This window comes from Sinorhizobium sp. 22678 (genome assembly GCF_052044265.1).
Taxonomy (GTDB): Bacteria; Pseudomonadota; Alphaproteobacteria; order Rhizobiales; family Rhizobiaceae; genus Sinorhizobium; species Sinorhizobium meliloti_A.
In genome coordinates, this window is record NZ_JBQEMS010000029.1 from 15,558 (window position 1) to 33,438 (window position 17,881).

Genomic DNA, 17,881 nt, shown 5'->3' on the forward strand with positions numbered 1-17,881 from the left:
ATCCGGTCCATCCAAGACTTTGAATTAGACGTATTTTCCCAAAAGGCCTTCCTGAATGGATTCTGGCTTCCTGAAAAACGTATAAGTGTGTCCGTAGCTTGTGTCCGTCCGATGCTCGCTCGCACCTAGCGGGGGAAATGAAGTGCGGGTAAAAGCCGAAAGCGTCGGGCTCTCCGAGGGAGGATAGGGCCGCAACTCGTCGATGTCGTTCCAGCCGAGAACGAACCAGCCGCCGGGGCGCAGACAACGCCAGCATGCCCGGAACGAGGCTTCAGCGTCGTCGCGCGTTTCGATTGCCGTTTTCATGAAGACGCCATTGCAGATAATCGCATCGAAGTAATCGGCGGGCCTATGCCGTTCGAGGTTCCTCAGAGCATCAACCATATGGCGTCGTGCTCCGAAGCGGCGCTTATTGGGATCTATATCGATCGTCCAATATTCCTTGGCGCGAAACTTCGATTCACAAGGCTTTGTGTACCACTCGCAGCCGACAAACAGAACACGTTTGACAGCAGGATCGTCGCGCAGATAGGGGAGAATAACCGTCTCGAGGAGTCTGCGGTCATCGGTGAGATGAAACGTACTGATGTAGCGAACCAGGTAGGGCGCGCGCGTCCGAAGAAGGTCGCGCACCGCATTTCGCGCTTGTCTGTACATGCTTTTCTCCGCCTCCCGTAATATCCCGGCAACTGGCGCGGCTACATTGCTTCCGCGAGCAAATGTTGGACGTGCCAAAACTGCTCGGTATAGGACGGCGGCAGTGCTGCGAGAACATAGCCGGACGATGTCAGAAGCGCGGCAATTTGGCGTGCCTTACGGTCAAGACCCTCGCGCGTCGCGTCATCGATTTCGTAGATGATGCTCGGTCGATGGGCTCGCAAGGTTTCCGTCATCCCGCGAAGGACGTCGATCTCGGCACCTTCGACGTCGATCTTGACAAGCGACGGGGGCCGCAGGCCGTGCCGGGCGATCGCATCGTCAAGCGTTGTTACATCGACTTCAAGATAGCCGTTCATATCGGGTGGTGCCTCGGCCGAGGCGAGTGCGGCTCCCCCGATGTGGCGCGCCAAAAGAAGCTCTGCGCGGCCGCTCGTCGCCCCAACCGCCTCGGGGAACACCCGAATGGCGTCGAAGCCGTTGAGCTGAGCGCTTCGACGGATCGCGGCTGCATTCCTCGGCACCGGCTCGAAGGCGTAGACTTGGCCTTCCGTTCCGACCCGGCGCGCAGCGATGAGGGAGAAGAAGCCGATATTGGCGCCAATATCGAAGAAGGCGTCACCAGGCGCTAAATTCGATGCAATCGCCTGTTGGATTGGCCGCTCATAGGTACCCCGCCCGAATTCCGGATCGGCATCTCTCGAGACCAGCGTCAATCCGGCGGCCTCTCCCGTGGCAACCACACGTCTTTCCGAAAAGACGTCGAGCAGCCTTGAAACCAGTCTCATGGGCCCATTCTCCGTTGCGTCGGCAAATCATTCCCCCTCGGCTTGGAAACGGAGCCGACCACCTTGAGAATGGCAAATCCGCAAAGCTCCATCGAGACCTACATCGGGTTGGTGGCAGTACGCCGATCGATTGACCGGTGCATCCCCCGCAGTGAGCAATACACCCTATCGTCGTAACTGGCCGGGTTCAGGGGCCGACGGCATTTGCTCGACCGCATCATTACGCCAGGCGTGAATGGCGCCGGGGGCGTCCCATGCGATCGAAACGACGTCGAGATCGCCGTCGCCGTCGAGATCGACCGCGCGCGCGCCGAGATGGCTTTCGAATCCTTCCCCGATCAACTGCTCGATAAAATTTCCGCCGCCCACATTGCGCCAGAGGGACATCCGAAGCGCGCCGCGGTGCTCGGCCATGACTAGGTCCAGCCTGCCATCGCCGTCCATATCAGCGACCGAAAGGCTGTTGAGTGAGCCCCGCGAAGTGATTTCGTGCCGCTCCCAATTGAATGAGCCAGTGGCTGGGCCGCGCCACCAAGAGGCCCTCGCACCGTCAGCGGCGCCGTTTTCCTCTGCCACGACGATATCCGGGTAACCGTCGCCGTCGAGGTCAGCCGCTGCCACCCGATCCGGGTAATCCATTTCTGGCACTTTCGCGATGTCTCGTCGCTGCCAATCTCTCGAACCATCGCCGGGGTTGCGCCACCAGGCGACCTCTTTGGCTTCCCCCGTCGAGGCGACAAGGTCAATTAGGCCATCACCATCGAGATCGGTGAAGGCTATTCCCTCATCGGAGGCCTCTGCGCAGATGCGCGTCCTTGGCCAGGGGGCTGTCGGATCGTCGGGGACCGTGAAATAGAAGACCCCGTTACCGCTCGAGACCGCCAGCTCCGGAAGACCGCCTTCAACGATCTGTGCGAATACGTGGCCTTGCGAGCCAAGGTCATGCGTCGCTGCCGGCACTTCGCCAATCACGTGCTCCTCAAACTTGTGCGCTACGGCATCGACAGTCTTCAGCCAATGGAATTGCAGTGTTTTGCCTCTGTTGCGCTGGGCGGTGGCCTCCGCGCGCCCGTCGCCATCGAGATCGAGGGCTTCGACCGCGTCCAATCCTTCGCCCAGCCGGATCTGCTCCCATCCCTTCTGCCACGGCAAGGGTGGCTGACGGTACCAAAACGGGCCGGACACAATGTCCATTCGCCCGTCGCCATCCATATCGGCGAAGGCCAGCCCGAAAGAACGCACATGCGCGTTCGTGATCCGGTGATAGACCCACCTATCGAGCCGACGGGTCGGGGCGGGCGGGTTGAGAAGGTTGATCCAGACCCTGAGGGGCGGATGACCCGCCCAGTTGGCGCCATAGATATCGAAATCGTCGTCGCTATCGACGTCCGCGACAACGCCGTTGTGCAAACCGGTATCGTCTATGATCTGCCGGGTCCAGCGTGTTCCGCGTCCGTCACGGTTATAATGGACGGCGAGGGTCCGCTCCTCCGTCTGATGCATTTGCCCGACCACAATGTCGATGTCACCATCCCTGTCCATGTCGGCTGCCTGTAGCGTGTGAGCACCTGCCACGGCTGGTTGAATGACATGGCGGACCCAATGGCCAGACGGTCCGCTTTCGGCGCGGAACCACGCGACATCAGCCGTGTGCTCTGAACTCGACGACAGAATGTCGACGCGTCCGTCTTGGTCGATATCGATAACGAGCGCCTTGAATGCCGGGTTGAACGGGCCAACCGGATAGCTCTGCCATCGAGGTGCATCGCGTGCCGCTACTCCGCCGGGATTGTGCGCCCATACACCGCACAGGACCAGGTCGATATTGCCGTCGCTGTCGATGTCTCCGATCGCCATGCCCTCTTCGCCCAGATTGAAGGAAGAAAAGGCGACACCGATCCAGGCGATCGGCTCGTTCTGGAAAAAGATCACTACTTCACCAGGCGCTCGTACGACAATGTCTAAACGGCCGTCGCCGTCAAAATCGGCAGCCTTAATGTCCTTGCCCCAACCGCCGGCTTCTCCGATCTCGTGGCGTTTCCATTTGTGACCATCGGCCGGGTCTCCGTTCGGGCGCGGATTTTCGAACCAGATTAAATTAACTCCGTCAGGCCCGTCGGCGGTGATAATGTCGAGATCACCATCGTCGTCCACATCGGCAAGCACGCCATCGGTGGTGAACTCGATGCGGGCGGTGGCGATGGTCGTCTTGCGCAAATCGGGACCGTGCCACCATGACAGCGGATCCTCCGGAAGGCCGCCAAGAACGAAATCGACTTGACCATCACCGTCAATATCGCCGACGAGCTTTACATCTCCCGAATGATCGGCGATTTCCTTCCGATCGAAGGTAAGGCCGTTAAGAGCTGTGTCTTCGGGCTTTTCGTTGCCATGGCTGACATCGCAGTTTGTTGTCGCGATGCTTACCGCAAGGATGAAGACCGCATGACGTAGGTCGCTAAAAATTGACCGGGTAGCGCGTGAACACTTCATGGTCTGCAAGCAGCCGCGCAACGAACTCACCGCCTGAGAGATCTGAAAGTGTCTGCCAGTCATCCTTGTCTTCCGAGCGTTGAGTCTGTGAAACATGCGCTGCCAGTGCGTGGCGCTTTACCTCGAGAACATCGCCGATCGGGACCAGCGTGTTGAGTGCAGACAGCGCACGCAGCCCGGCGGCGGTCTTGATCGTCTGCCGCAGTGTGGTTCGCCACATGCCGGGAAGATCGCCCGCCGTACGAACCCAGGGCCAGTGATACCAAAACCATACCGGATACTCGAAGACGGTGAGCGGGCGACCATGCCAGCGAAGTGCCGCCCACACGGCGGTGTTGACAGCGATATGGTCGGAAGGCGGGTCCTTTGCATGAGTGACAAACACGCTTTGCGACCGCCATCTTTCGAGCAACGGTACAATCGCCTTCGTTATCGCATGAATGTGATGTGATGCCTCCGCATCAGGAAAGCGTAAGAAGGTCACACTTTCGGAGGAGGCGCCGAGACGGCGGACCGCCTCCAACGCTTCGGCCTCCCTCCGGGAGCGCAATTCTTCAGGACTGATGAGCCTCCGATGAGATGCTGCGCCGTCGGTAACGAAAACAAAGCGAACCTCAACGCCTGAAGCGAGCTTCTTGGCTGCAACGCCGCCGCAACCCAGCGTCTCATCGTCTGGATGCGGCGCGAAGATGACGGACGACGCGGACCAATCGGCTACATCAAAGGGCTTAAATCGACGCCGCATACGGCTATCGAGGATCGTGCAAAGGGCCTGCCTGACGTCCCAGGTGTGCATGTCCATCATCCGTTCGCCCGTGTTGTTTGCTCGGCGCTGAACATGCATCGTAGCTGAAATCGCCTGCGTCAGGCACACAGTCTTCGTGAGGAGGTTCTTCATGAAAGTGGGTATCTTGGCTGGTGGCTTCGGCACGAGGCTGGCCGAAGAAACGGAGGTTCGACCCAAGCCGATGGTCGAGATCGGCGGCATGCCGATCCTCTGGCACATCATGATGCACTACTCTCACTTTGGCCATCGGGAGTTTGCGATCGCGCTCGGCTACAAGGGTGAGTACATCAAACGCTGGTTCAGCGACTACATCGCGCTCAATGGCACTCTGACGGTAAACGCGGCGACCGGGAACGTGAGGCGTCACACGAATGCCGCCCCCGACTGGTCCGTCGATCTCGTCGAGACCGGCCTCAAAACGCTGACGGGCGGCCGCATCAAGCGCCTGATCGAATGGATGAATGACGGCACCTTCATGCTCACCTGGGGCGACGGCGTTTCGAACATCAATCTGGACGAACTCGTCGCCTTTCACCGTAGCCACGGCAAACTCGCGACAATGACGGCGGTGCGTCCGCCTGCGCGCTACGGACACATTCAGTTCGACGGCAACCGCGTCGTCGAATTCACCGAGAAGCCGCAGGCTTCGGAAGGTTGGATAAACGGAGCGTTCTTCGTGCTTGAGCCGGGCGTCCGCGATTACATCGGCGGCGACGAAGACATGTTCGAGCACGCGCCGATGCAGCAGCTCGCGGCTGATGGCCAACTGATGGCGTACCGCCATGAAGCCTTCTGGCAATGCATGGATACGTTGCGGGAGAAGCACATCCTGCAGACACTTTGGGACAGCGGGAACGCGCCCTGGAAAACGTGGGAGTGAATAGATGAAGGTGCTGGTCACGGGCCACCGCGGCTACATCGGAGCCGTTCTGACGCGGATGCTGCATCAGCGCGATCACGACGTGACCGGGCTCGACAGTGATATTTTCCGCTCCTGCACGTTCGAGAGCACCCTCGACGATACGCCGACGATGGAAGAGGACGTCCGCGACATTGTCGTCGGCGATTTGGCTGGTTTCGACGCCGTCATACACCTCGCTGGGCTCTCCAACGACCCTCTTGGGGACTATCGGCCGAACCTCACCCAACAAATCAACTGCGAAGCTTCCGTGAACCTGGCGCGGCTTGCAAAAAAGGCAGGCGTGCGGCGTTTCCTTTTTGCCTCGTCCTGCAGCAATTACGGAGCCGCAGGCTCGGATTTTTTGACCGAAAGCGCGCCTTTCAACCCCGTCACGCCGTATGGCCTTTCCAAGGTTGAAGTAGAGCACGCAGTTGCCCCTATGGCGGACGAAAGCTTCAGCCCTACTTTCCTGCGCGCTTCCACCGCCTATGGCCTGTCGCCGCGCATCCGTTTTGATCTTGTCCTCAACAATCTGACTGCATGGGCATTCACCACTGGGCAAATCTACCTCAAAAGCGATGGCTCGCCTTGGCGTCCGATCGTGCATGTGGAAGACATTGCTCGCGCCTATATTGCCGCGCTCGAGGCCGATCGTGAGCTTGTCCACAACGAGGCCTTCAATGTGGGACTGACTACCGAGAACTACCAGGTTCGCGAAATCGCCGACATCGTCCAAGCCATCGTGCCAAACAGTCGGATCGAGTTCGCGCCCGATGCGGGTCCGGATACGCGATGCTATCGAGTTGATTGCAATTACATTGGTCGGCGCTTGCACGCCTTCAAGCCCCAATGGACGGCACGGCGCGGCGTCGAGCAGCTTTACGAGGCGTTCTGCTCGGTTGGCCTCTCCCTCGAAGATTTTGAAGGCGAGCGCTTCAAGCGCATCGCCCATGTGAAGAAGCTGATCCGCAATGGCGAGTTGGACGATGACCTACGCCGGGTTTCCGTTCCTACCATGGCGGTGGCGGTCTAAAGTGTGCGAGGGTGGTACCAACATGCTGCATGAAAAGCTGAACTCTGTTACGGAGTACGCATGCCGGTCCTGCGGTGGAACGCGTCTCGAAACGTTTCTTGACCTGGGAGCAACACCGCTTGCCGATCGCCTTCTAGCCGAGGAGGACATCGGTAAGCCCGAACTGATCTTCCCGTTGCGCGTCGCGTTCTGCAGAGACTGTAGCCTCGCCCAGATCACCGAAACGGTAAGTCCAAATATCCTCTTTGCGGACGATTACCCCTACTATTCCTCATTCTCGCCCTCGCTGTTAGAACATTCGCGCGAGAACGCGCTCGATCTGATCGCCCGCCGCAACCTGGGTCCCGAGAGCCTTGTCATCGAACTGGCGAGCAATGACGGATACCTGCTCAAGAACTATGTCGAGGCGGGTGTCAAGGTGCTTGGAATCGATCCCGCCGATGGGCCTGCCGCGGCCGCGGAAAGGATAGGCGTGCAAACGCGGTGCACCTTTTTCACCCGAGATCTCGCCGAAACGCTTCGTGCCGAAGGCGCCGTTGCCGACGTAATTCACGCCAACAACGTACTCGCGCACGTAGCCGACACAAATGGCTTTGTGGCCGGGATAGCACGTCTCCTCAAGGAAGATGGTGTAGCGGTGATCGAAGTGCCCTATGTCGTGCCGTTGATCGAGCATTGCGAGTTCGACACAATCTATCACGAACATCTCTGCTACTTCTCCGTCACGGCGCTCGACAGACTCTTCCGTCGCCACGGCCTTTATCTCAATGAGATCAAGCCTCTCTCGATCCACGGGGGGTCGCTCCGTCTTTATGTTGAGGTCAGGGAGCGCGTGGGAGCCGCCGTGAAGGATCGTCTTGCGCACGAAACAGCGCTGGGGATCGATACGATCGACTATTTCCGCAACTTCTCTGCGAAGGTCGACGTGTTGAAGCGTGAGCTTCTGGCACTCCTACGCAGGCTGAAGTCGCAGGGCTCATCGATTGCCGCCTATGGGGCGGCGGCCAAAGGAGCGACGCTGATCAACACGATCGGGATCGGACGCGATCTCATAGACTTCGTCGTGGATCGCAACATCCACAAGCAAGGCAAGTATATGCCGGGGCAGCGGCTGCCGATACGATCGACGGAGACGCTTGTCGAAACCCAACCGGATTACGTGCTGCTGCTTGCCTGGAATTTCGTAGACGAGGTCCTCGAACAGCAGGCCGACTATCGCGCGCGTGGCGGAAAGTTCATCATTCCTGTCCCGGTTCCCCGCATCGTGTGAGAATAAGCTCGAGGAGCAGGCATGAATTGCGCGCAAGCAGTTGGAACCGAGACGGTCGCGTCAGATCTTCGCAGCGAATGTCCAGTTTGCAGGGGGCAAGAGCTACTGCCTTCGGTTACGTTCGAGGCGTTGCCCGTGCTTTGCAACGCTCTCCATTCGAGCCCGGCTTTGGCACGCGCAGCAGAAACCGGCCGATTTTGCGGCGTCTTCTGTCGCCGTTGCACGCATTTCTTTAATGCCGCCTTCGAGGAACAGCGGATCGGTTACACGCAAAGCTATGAAAACTCTCTGCATTTTTCTCCGCGATTCCTGGCCTTCGTGGACGCTCTGGCGGGGCGTCTGAGCAATAGCTATGCACTCGCTGGCAAGACGGTCATCGATGTCGGTTGCGGTAAGGGAGATTTTTTGAAGCGCCTTTGTGCGCTCAGCGGCGCCACGGGCATAGGTTTCGACAAGAGCTTTGAGGAAGACCGTGGCGCGCTCGTCCCCCGGGTTCGTTTTGTTAGTGATTGGTTCGACGACCGCTATGCCGATTTGCGGCCGGACCTCGTCTCCTGTCGTCACGTCATAGAACACCTCGCTGACCCGATCGCCTTCTTGCAAGCCCTGCGCGCCCACCCCGGCATTGGCCCGGAAACCATATTTTATTTTGAGGTCCCGAATGCCCTTTACACCCTGCGCGAGTTGGGCATCTGGGATCTCATCTACGAACACGTGTCCTATTTCACCGGGCACTCACTGCGGGTTGCCGTCGAAGCGGCGGGATTCGACGTGCTGAGTGCTGGAAGCTCATTTGGCGACCAGTATCTGTTCATTGAAGCGCGCGCCGGTACAGTGCACCCGCTTGCGGGAGCCCAAGAGTCTGAGGAGTGTGCGTTAATGGTCCGCAAATTCGAGGGACTGCATCGCGACAAGGTCACGCATTGGCAGAAGTTTCTTTCTGAACGCAACCTCGAAAGGGTGGTTGTCTGGGGAGCTGGTTCAAAGGGCATCACCTTCGTGAACGTGGTCCCGCCGGCAGCGGGGATCAGTGCGCTTGTCGACGTTAACACGTACAAGCAAGGGCGATTTGCACCGCGGACCGGCACGCCGGTTCTCTCGCCCGAGTCCTTGCGCGGCTGTTTGGTCGAGGCGATCATCATCATGAATCCACTTTACCGCCATGAGATCGCAGGAATTGCGAAAGCGATCGGTCTTGCGCCGGAAATCGTCGTCGCTTGATGCGGCGGCTGCAACACGAGCTTTTGTTACGACACGTCGTAGAACGGGAAGGGATGTCGATGACTGTATCGGTCGCAATCGATGCGGGGCCGCGAGATGATCATAACAAATTGTTGGTCGCGGATGCCTTTTCCGACGATCGCGCCGCCGGCACGGTCATAGGAACCCATACCACCAACGGGGTGACTAGGGGCGGCTGTGATAGTGAACGGCAGATCGCTATCGACCATGGAACGCTCCGGTTTCAACCGCTCGTGAAACCTGGATGGGCACGCCAGGGGATCGCCTATGGCCCCTTCCACCGTGCAAGCGGGCTCGTCATGGCTGTCTCCGTAACAAACGGGCACAATACGTCACAGGGCACAACCATCGGAGAGCACATCCTCAGGCGAATTCATCGCTGGGTGTTAGGCCCTAATGCTGACCCTTGGCCGAACCGCCTCGTTTCCTGGGCGTGTGGTCCGCGCAAAAAAGGGACGCTCAGGCGCTTCCTCTGGTGGGCGCACAGCACAACGACGACCTACAAGCTTCCTGATTTCAACGAGAATCTCGCGGTAGGCTGGTTTACGAGCGAAGCACCCCGCGACCCGCTTTCTGACGGTTGCGGCTTTATCGTGCATGCAGCGAAGGGGGAAAACGGAGAATTGTGGACACGGGTCGGGACGCGCTGTCTCAGTGCATTTCGCGGCCTGAAGAACCTGCAGATCTACTATTTCGTCGCTTTGCGTGAGCGCGGCGCAATCTACTATGCCGCTGCCATGGAGGGTGCGCGTGGACTCGCTGCCTTCCCGATGATGCGGCCGATCGCCATTGATGCCTTCAATGACGACGAGATCCTCTACGCCGGCGTGCATCAATGTGTACTCGGCCAGATTGGATTTCGCGTCGATACGCGCATTCATGGCATCAGAGTGCACAAAGTGCCGGTTTTAACGTCTCGCTTTGGGACAGCCCATGTCGGTGACCCGATGACGAGAGACGCCGTTGCGAGCGGTATTGCCGGACGGAGTAGTTCTTGGCGTGTTTTGCGCGGCAATGTCGACCGCACGGAAACGGGGGCCATTGGAGGTGATGGTGTCGCCCTCGCAACGTCCGACCCTGGCGTTCCGTCGGGACTCATTCATGCGATCGCCGCGACTGGCGATACTCCGGGCGCTTGCGGCCTCGCGTGGCGCGTTCGGGATAGCGCCAATTTCTGGCTCTTCAAGGTGTCGGGCGAGGGGAGTGCGCTCATCCGAGTAGAGCAGGGGGCAGAAGTCATCCTTTTCAGCGACGCGCGCCGAAGCCTAGCGCCAGACACCCTTCATTCGTTGCAGATACTCGACGGATATGGGCAAATCGGATGTTACCTTGATGGCGATCGCCTTTTCGGGATCGACGATGAACCGCTCGAAGACGCTACAGGCACCGGCATATGGTTTGACGGTGCTTGTGGCGTGGAGATGCGAGATTTCGAGGCGCATCCACGCGAGGTGCCCATACCGCCCTTTGTGCTCTTCGACGCGCCTTGGCTGCGGCTTGGCCCACGCGCCGAAATCGTCGATGACTTCGCTGGGCCGTTCGGGGATCTTGCGGGACGCGCGCCCAGGATCGGCAGAGGAAACTGGGGCAAAACCTTCGGTGTTGGCTTCATTGACGTCACCGGTAAGGGTGCGGCGCGCGTGCGGGGAACCCTTGAAAAGCCCCATCCGAACAGAACATTGTACACGCTGCCGTGGGATGAGGTTGGCTTCGCCGATTTGGAAGTCACTATTACGCCGCCCGGGGAAGAGCGCGGCCAGGCGCATTGTTGCCGTACAGGGCTCGTATTCTGGCAGGACCGTGACAATTACCTCACGTTCACGGCTTATCTGGACGATGAATACCATGGATCCTCGATTGCGCTGTTTACCAAGCGTCACGGTTTTGAAGAGCTTTATGACGCGGTGTGGACAATGCTGTGGACCAAGATCGACTGGGGCAAGCCCTTCCGCCTCCGGATTCCCTTCGATGGAGAGCGCTTTGTGGTCTTTGTCGATGACGAACCTGTGATGCAACGGGCTCTGACTGATTTATATCCGGGCGATCCACCACTGCGAATTTTGCGCGTGGGCCTGGCGGTAAATTGGGAATGGGGAAATGATACCGGATCAACCCTTCAGTCGTTTATCGCGCGCCGGTGACGGCGTGCAACTTCGTCAGGAACCAGTCCGAATTGCGCTTGAGCGCGGCGCGTTTTCCGCCATGGGAATTCGGTGAAGATTAGTTGGGCGCACGAGGCAGTGGCGTGTATAATCAGTAACAAGCCTGACAAAATATGTTAATGGCACCGGGGTTCTGCGCCAGGCCGTCCATGTCGCTAGTGAATGCAGCCCAATGAGATATCGAGATGAGACTAGGCGGTCATGCTTATCTATTCCGGCGTAAGTGACGAATCCGCGAAACTCTGCTGCAAATCTCTTCAGCACGCACTCGACTTGCCTGTCGTAAGGCTCGTTCGGGGCAAAACCCTGCTGTTTCATCGTCGTGCCGATAACCCTTGTGTGGGTCACAACCACCTCATCAACAATCGCGTAGCGGAACCATGGGTCGTCGTTAAGACGCGTCCACACGAGGTCTATTCCCGTTTCATAGCCGAGACTAAATAACGGGAGTGCTATACGCAGGTATTTCGCGCGGAACACAGGACACATCATCTCGACTGTGTTGGTGAATCGCAGCCGAAATTTGTGTATGGCGAGCGTCGCCGCGTATGAAAAGTGACTGTCCCAGGACAAGGCTGGTTGAAACAGGTCGAGAGAGTAATCCGCACCGATTTGAAACAGTCGGTTGAAGTCCTGCTTTGTCACTTTGATGTCATCGTCAATAAGTGCGATATATTCGTAGCGGTCCAGCAGTTCAGGATATCGTTGGAAGAGTTCGTTGTATCCGGCGATCTTGCGCCCAGGTAACAGGATGGACCACTGATCACTTGCGCCGGGCGTAAGCTTCTCATAAGCGGCCACGAGGAGATCGAACTCAGCCTCCCCCGTTCCCGCCGTCCAGCCCGCATGCAAAGAGTTGCGGCCCGCGCGCACGATGACCAGGTTTTTGCGCCGCAGTCGTGCGGCTGAATCACCAGGCAGTGCTGGTCGGGTAATCTTCATCGGTCGGAAAGTGAGGTGCGGCTTGTTCATGTTCGTCTTGACGGCTGGTTCGAGGAACCCTGTATCGACTTTAAGGCGCGCAACCCGATGGCGCGGAGTTTGGCGCGAAGCCGAGGTGAAAAGGCGCCGACGCCCTCCAGGACAAGCCGGCCTATCAGAGGAGGATCCAACATCCAAAGCGCAAGATGGCAGAGCGAATGGTGAACCGGTGCTTGGCGTCTATGCCTATAGGCGATTACGACCAGGTGCCTCAATCGACTGGACAATTCGAAGGGATTCGAGCCGGATGCGTCCTGGTTGTGCCAAAGCAAGCGCTCACTGCTGTGCAAATTCACCGATCGTGTCGGATGATCGCGACTGTACAGAATTGCGCTTGGCACACTGACGAATTTGCCAAGCAGTGCCATTTCGGCAAGGAGCGCGCAATCGGAGCCGTAGTAGGGCTCATGGAGAGACGTCTGAGCAAGGGAACTCCGGCGCCAAAGCCCGAACATTGCCGCATCGCATCCGTGCGCGGCAATCAATATGCGGAAACGCGATGCAGGCGGTAAATTCCTCATATTCGGCAAATCGCGTTCCTGGTACGAAGTCATTGCGCCACACCCGTCGATGCCCAGCAAGGTTGGGTATGCGATCACGGCATCCGCATCCTCATCAAGAGCGTTTGCGGTGTCCGTGAGAAAGTTGGCGCTGATCAGGTCATCATGCGCGCACCATTTGAAGTAAGTCCCGCAGCTCAACATGAAAGCCCGGTTGAAGTTGCCCCCCGCTCCAAGGTTCCGTCTATTCCTGAAATAGCGTATCCGGGTGTCGCGTTCGGCGAACGACTGGCAGATTTTCGCCGTCTTGTCCGTTGACGCATTGTCCGTAATGATTAACTCGAAGTCCTCAAAGTCCTGGTCGAGAAGCGATTGGATGGCCTCGGCTATGAAGTTCTCGCCGTTGTACACCGGCAAACCAAGGGAAACGCGCACCGACATATTTCGCTCCGGTTATCATTTTCCCACTGCAACAATTTCCGGCTTGAGGCCTAACGAGTTGAGCGCCTGGGAAACCTCATTGCTGTAGATCGCGTTCATCACGATGACCAAACCCGGTGGCTGCTGCAACAATGCATGCGGCGAGACGACGGGGTGGCCGGTCCCAGGAGTGTACTTGCCCTGTTTGTAAGGATTGATGTCAACCGCCGCATCCACTTCTTCGCCCAAGCCGAGCGTCGTGAGGAAAGAGACTGCTTTCGACCCGCCACCCCACAGGACGACCCGGCGGCCAGAGGCGTGCGCCGCGGCAACACGTTCGTGCCACTGCTGCTGAAATGAGCTTACCCGGTTTGAAAAGGTTTCAACGAGGCGCTCCAATTCGGCAAGGTCATCCTCCAGCGGCAACGTCGGCCGTATTCGCCCGTCAGCAGGTCTGGCGTATTGTACGATATACTGGCCTCCATAGACCAACTCGAGGCCGGTGACGTCGAAGCCCTCTTGCCGAAAGACACGGGCATGAGCGCCAGGGCTGAAATAGGAACAGTGCTCATAGTAGATATCCCAGAATGCGGCTTCCTTGAGCACACGCTTTGCATCCGGCGTTTCAAAGACAATCCAGGTATCATTATGCGTGCCGGCGACTCGTCGAATTGAGCGGAGGAATTCCCGTACAGGCGCGATATGTTCGAGCGTATGACGGCAAAGGACTACATCCGCACTGAGATGCTCGTATTTGGGCCCAAAATGGTCGACGATGAAGTTCAGCCTGCGATCGCCGCCGCCGCCGCGTCCCTTGTCCGCCCGATAGCCCGGGTCGATTCCGAGCCCGGTCGCACCACCCACGGCGCAGAGTTCCCGCAGGAATTCTCCTTTGCCGCAGCCGATCTCTAGCACGTGCTTTCCCGCAACTGCGCATACCTTCACGATCTCTCCGGCAAGTTTCTTCGCGAATGCGCCGAATGTGTCCGAAAAATGTTGGGACTCCTCAAAGTTGGGCGAATAGCCCATTACGGACTCGTCGAAGATCCGGTTGAAGATGAAGCCACACTCTCGGCAGTAGGCAAGCTCAAGATCGCGCACAGGGAATGCGCGGGCTTCCTCCGCGGACCCCAGCAGAATGCAACTGTGCACGGGAATGGAAGAAACCCGATAGATTGGCCTTGTACCGGTCGACGCACAGCAGGGACAACCTCCCGGTGCGGCGACATTAGGCTTCATGGGCGCCACGTTCAGTTCGAGCGAATTCATAACTTCACCGGGTCGAGTTTGGCTGCACGGTTAGGTGCCTGGGGCGGCATCGGTGGCACGGTCCCAGTTGTCTAAAGTGTGGATATCCTCCTGCGCTCCAGCAAGCTCGCCATTGGGAGTAAGGGACCGCTGTTTCCCAGCGTCTAAATGGGTAGGCCGCCAAGGGCGGAAGTTTCCCGTGTGCTTGGCAATCTGGAAAGGTCACCGGGAGCGCTTGTACATCGATACTGGCACCCCGGACCGCCACGGCCTGGTTTCCGTTAACGGTCGTCGGCAAGAAGATGCAGGATTTTTCTTCTACGTGTGATCTTTCGCCATGGATAAACCCAAGCCATTCTGCTTCTGCTACGCCGCCGATGCGCTATGCCTGCCCTAGTCTGGGCCTCCGGGGGTACCGGTGTAACTATTGTGCTTCCGTGCAAGCGCTTTTCGGCTGCGCAATAATAGCGATTGAACGATTCATCCCACGGCCAACCGGGCATGTTCCAAGGTTTGGGGCCTCCGGTAAAGTGCCATATTGTGGGACCGATACCTCGTCTCCGGGGATCGAGCACCATCATGTGTTCACTTTGGTAGTTGTAGCGGAGGGACAGCATCGTGACGCGGCCACGCGCCGCGTGATTAAGCGCACTCTGATCCGAGGCGGGGCAATGTTCCGGGTGCTCGATCATGAATTTCATGGCGGCAGGAACAATGTCGTTCCACGCCTCGCGTGAGGCGTAAATCACGCCGGAGTTGAAATAAGTTTCGGCCCGGCAGCCTATGCCTTCCAGATGGGCCAAATCGCGCTTCTTACCACGACTGACCTCGTCCATGAAAATGTTCAGAAAATCTGGTGCGGCCATCAATCCTTCCGCTGGCGGCGTACTGGCCAAGAGGCTATCAAGCTCGCCATCGACCATTGTGTCTCCGTCTATATAAAGAAACCGGTCGACCCCGGCATCAAGGAAACTGTCGATCCAAAATCTCGCGAGAGCTATAGGCGGCAGATAGTGATCGCGGTGGTATGGGGCAAGCTCGGCCAACTGCGGCAGCCTTACTGCAATGACTTTAATCTTGGTGCCAGCCACCGCTTCGTCAAATTGGCGGGCCCATGTATCTTCAGTACCGACCACGAACATGCGAATTGCGATGTCTGCGCCCTTGGTGTGTTGATCAGCAGACAACGCGGCAGAAAATGTCGGAAGTGCATAATTCTGATCAGTGACCAGGACAATTGCGGCGCTCCCGGAGGAACTCTGCCCGTTGAGTGGAAGAATCGCGCCCTTGTCCATGTCCCGATGCCTCCGCTGGAGCAATATCTGCCGGGAGTATCGACGAGGGCCCGGGGAACGAGGCTCGCTTGCGTCTTGTACCGAAGGCAGCATTTTCGTCTTCGCGTGCGGTTTCACGCGCCAGGCATAGGGCGATCCGGTCGGCGCTCCCAGCACCAAATTCCACAAATTTAAGCGAGAGGTCATGCTGGCAAATAGTAGGGGAACGGTCGACTAAAGGTGTAGCGAACGTCGCCGCCTCGTCAATTTCGACGAATTGTCGCGCGGGCCGGGCGACGGCATGGTTCGGGGATCGAAATGAAAAGGATTTGGTCATGTTTACTCGGCTGGCGCTCGGAGCACTATGTCTCCTGACCACGGCCGCCTCCGGCTCCGCAGACATACTTTGGGGGGTCAACGGCCATCCGATCACGGCATATCCTGGCATTGGAATCGAACAACAACTCAACTTCCTCGAGGATCTCGGCATGAAATCTTACCGCGTCAACATTTCCGACGCGGTCAGAGTAGAGGACCTCGCGGTACTTGCGAAAGAAGGAAAGGCCCGCGGCATAAGTATCCTTCCCGTGATCACACCCGGCAACATTGACCTCGACAAGGACAGTGTGGGCGATCTTTACGAGAAAGCCCATAGGCTCGCCGTAACGCTTGGCTCCCAGTTCAAGGCCGACATCCGGGTCTGGGAACTGGGAAACGAGATGGAAAACTATGCCATCATCAAGGCTTGCGAAAAGCGGGACGACGGTAGTCAATATCCGTGTGAATGGGGTCCTGCCGGCGGAGTCGGTCCACTGGACTATTATGGACCCCGATGGGCGAAGGTGAGCGCTGTCTTGAGAGGATTGTCTGATGGAATGACCGCCGTTGACCCGCAAATCCGCAAGGCAATTGGCACGGCGGGTTGGGGGCACGTCGGTGCCTTTGAAAGGATGAAGCAGGACGGTATCGACTGGGATATCTCCGTCTGGCATATGTATGGCGAAGACCCTGAATGGGCGTTCAAGGAACTCGCACGTTATGGCCATCCCATCTGGGTCACGGAGTTCAACAATCCCCTCGGTAGTCAACGCAGCGACGAGCAGCAGGCAGACGGACTTAGGCAGGCGATGATGCGTTTGCGCGAGTTACACTTGAAATACAAAGTAGAGGCGGCGCACGTCTACGAACTCTTGGACGAGACATATTGGGCACCCAATTTCGAGGCGTATATGGGTCTCGTCAAGCTCGTCGCAAAGAGTGATGGCGGCTGGGCAATAGGGGAGCCCAAACCAGCCTACGCCGCGGCAAGGGAAGTCATTCTCGGGAAGCGCCCTGTGGTGCGCCCCAAAAGGGACTGTGAAATATCAGAAGTCAGTACATCCGAGCCCCTCTCTGTACGGCAGGGGCGCTTTGCCTACTGTCTCGTGCTAGGGCACAGAAAAGATGCCGGAGGCATAGCCCGCTGGGTGCAGGCATTGGAGAACGGCGAGACTAATGTCACGGAAATGGTGCTCACCCTGATGCAATCCGAGGAATTCAATCGGCGTTATGCCACCTTTGGCTTGACTGACCGCCCGTTCATCAGTTTTCTCTATCTCCTGCTCTTGGACCGGTCAGCCGATCCATATGGCCTCGACACATACGCGGGACATCTGAGTGGCGGAACTATGACCAGGGAACACGTTGCCTTGGGAATGATACTATCGAGTGAGTTTCAGAGGAAATATGCCGCGCACCTTGGTGCGGGTCAGTGACGTCTGCGATGTCTGCTGATGCGGCATTTATGTCCATGAGGGAAGAAGGTTAGCTCTCCGCTCGGCGCGAGCTTGGCCTACATTTACTAATTGCCTTTAATGACCCGCCGCGCTGATGGAGCGAAGCTCCACCCAGATCGCGGTGGCACTCGCTGTTCATCGTGAATGCAATTGGCGATCGCTGATTTATGAAGGGCGTAGACCAGCCTACTCCATTTGGTGGCATTTATGCATCCCGCCCTTGAGGCTAACCTGCAATTTCCGGGACAATTTGGATCGCAGCAGGTCTGTAAATCGACATGCACATCTATTCCGTAGCACAAGAGGGTTGGCCCGACCGGTCGAGAAATTCACTAGGGGTTCCCTGGCCG

Annotated in this window: 14 protein-coding genes; 6 read left to right on the forward strand and 8 right to left on the reverse strand. The window is 58.0% G+C overall.

Going from position 1 to position 17,881, the window contains the following annotated elements:
* Positions 1–24: 24 nt before the first annotated feature.
* The 4 genes from ACTJKL_RS28035 to ACTJKL_RS28050 all read right to left on the reverse strand — a co-directional run bounded on the left by ACTJKL_RS28035 (position 25) and on the right by ACTJKL_RS28050 (position 4,836).
* The gene (locus ACTJKL_RS28035; RefSeq protein WP_245425111.1) at positions 25–633 is read right to left on the reverse strand and encodes a class I SAM-dependent methyltransferase; all 609 of its coding nucleotides are present in this window, start codon (positions 631–633) and stop codon (positions 25–27) included.
* A gap of 65 nt (positions 634–698) precedes the next feature.
* The gene (locus ACTJKL_RS28040) at positions 699–1,445 is read right to left on the reverse strand and encodes an FkbM family methyltransferase (protein ID WP_411923949.1); all 747 of its coding nucleotides are present in this window, start codon (positions 1,443–1,445) and stop codon (positions 699–701) included.
* Between the two features lie 165 nt (positions 1,446–1,610).
* Complete coding sequence (locus ACTJKL_RS28045; RefSeq protein ID WP_440854370.1) at positions 1,611–3,938, reverse strand: FG-GAP repeat domain-containing protein; 2,328 nt, start codon at positions 3,936–3,938, stop codon at positions 1,611–1,613.
* A complete protein-coding gene (locus ACTJKL_RS28050) occupies positions 3,904–4,836 on the reverse strand; it encodes a PIG-L deacetylase family protein (protein WP_440854357.1) in 933 nt (310 codons plus the stop codon). Before ACTJKL_RS28050 ends, ACTJKL_RS28045 begins: the two co-directional genes overlap by 35 nt.
* Between ACTJKL_RS28050 and rfbF the strand changes: the two genes are divergently transcribed.
* The 5 genes from rfbF (at position 4,835) to ACTJKL_RS28075 (ending at position 11,312) form a co-directional block, all read left to right on the forward strand.
* Positions 4,835–5,605, forward strand: a complete 771-nt coding sequence (gene rfbF / locus ACTJKL_RS28055; protein ID WP_440854358.1) for a glucose-1-phosphate cytidylyltransferase — start codon at positions 4,835–4,837, stop codon at positions 5,603–5,605. The two genes, ACTJKL_RS28050 and rfbF, sit on opposite strands and share 2 nt — an antisense overlap.
* Before the next feature lie 4 nt (positions 5,606–5,609).
* On the forward strand, positions 5,610–6,659 hold the full coding sequence (locus ACTJKL_RS28060; protein ID WP_102762249.1) for an NAD-dependent epimerase/dehydratase family protein: 1,050 nt from the start codon (positions 5,610–5,612) through the stop codon (positions 6,657–6,659).
* Positions 6,660–6,681: 22 nt separating this feature from the next.
* Complete coding sequence (locus ACTJKL_RS28065; protein ID WP_440854359.1) at positions 6,682–7,929, forward strand: class I SAM-dependent methyltransferase; 1,248 nt, start codon at positions 6,682–6,684, stop codon at positions 7,927–7,929.
* Between the two features lie 168 nt (positions 7,930–8,097).
* Positions 8,098–9,150 (forward strand): class I SAM-dependent methyltransferase, encoded by a 1,053-nt coding sequence (locus tag ACTJKL_RS28070; RefSeq protein ID WP_411923953.1) that lies wholly within the window; start codon positions 8,098–8,100, stop codon positions 9,148–9,150.
* Positions 9,151–9,209: 59 nt separating this feature from the next.
* Complete coding sequence (locus ACTJKL_RS28075) at positions 9,210–11,312, forward strand: DNA-binding protein (protein ID WP_440854360.1); 2,103 nt, start codon at positions 9,210–9,212, stop codon at positions 11,310–11,312.
* 15 nt (positions 11,313–11,327) lie between these two features.
* Here the strand turns inward: ACTJKL_RS28075 and ACTJKL_RS28080 are convergent, their stop codons facing one another.
* From ACTJKL_RS28080 to ACTJKL_RS28095, 4 genes are all read right to left on the reverse strand, one after another.
* Positions 11,328–12,185 (reverse strand): DUF707 domain-containing protein, encoded by an 858-nt coding sequence (locus ACTJKL_RS28080; RefSeq protein ID WP_411926831.1) that lies wholly within the window; start codon positions 12,183–12,185, stop codon positions 11,328–11,330.
* A gap of 116 nt (positions 12,186–12,301) precedes the next feature.
* Positions 12,302–13,255, reverse strand: a complete 954-nt coding sequence (locus ACTJKL_RS28085; RefSeq protein ID WP_102762253.1) for a glycosyltransferase family 2 protein — start codon at positions 13,253–13,255, stop codon at positions 12,302–12,304.
* Positions 13,256–13,270: 15 nt separating this feature from the next.
* Positions 13,271–14,263 (reverse strand): class I SAM-dependent methyltransferase, encoded by a 993-nt coding sequence (locus ACTJKL_RS28090; protein WP_411923973.1) that lies wholly within the window; start codon positions 14,261–14,263, stop codon positions 13,271–13,273.
* A 500-nt stretch (positions 14,264–14,763) separates the two neighbouring features.
* Complete coding sequence (locus ACTJKL_RS28095; RefSeq protein WP_440854361.1) at positions 14,764–15,777, reverse strand: glycosyltransferase family 8 protein; 1,014 nt, start codon at positions 15,775–15,777, stop codon at positions 14,764–14,766.
* A gap of 314 nt (positions 15,778–16,091) precedes the next feature.
* Here ACTJKL_RS28095 and ACTJKL_RS28100 point away from each other — a divergent pair, with 314 nt between their 5' ends.
* Positions 16,092–17,510: a DUF4214 domain-containing protein gene (locus ACTJKL_RS28100; protein WP_102764678.1), complete on the forward strand. Its 1,419-nt coding sequence runs from the start codon at positions 16,092–16,094 to the stop codon at positions 17,508–17,510.
* Positions 17,511–17,881: the final 371 nt, after the last annotated feature.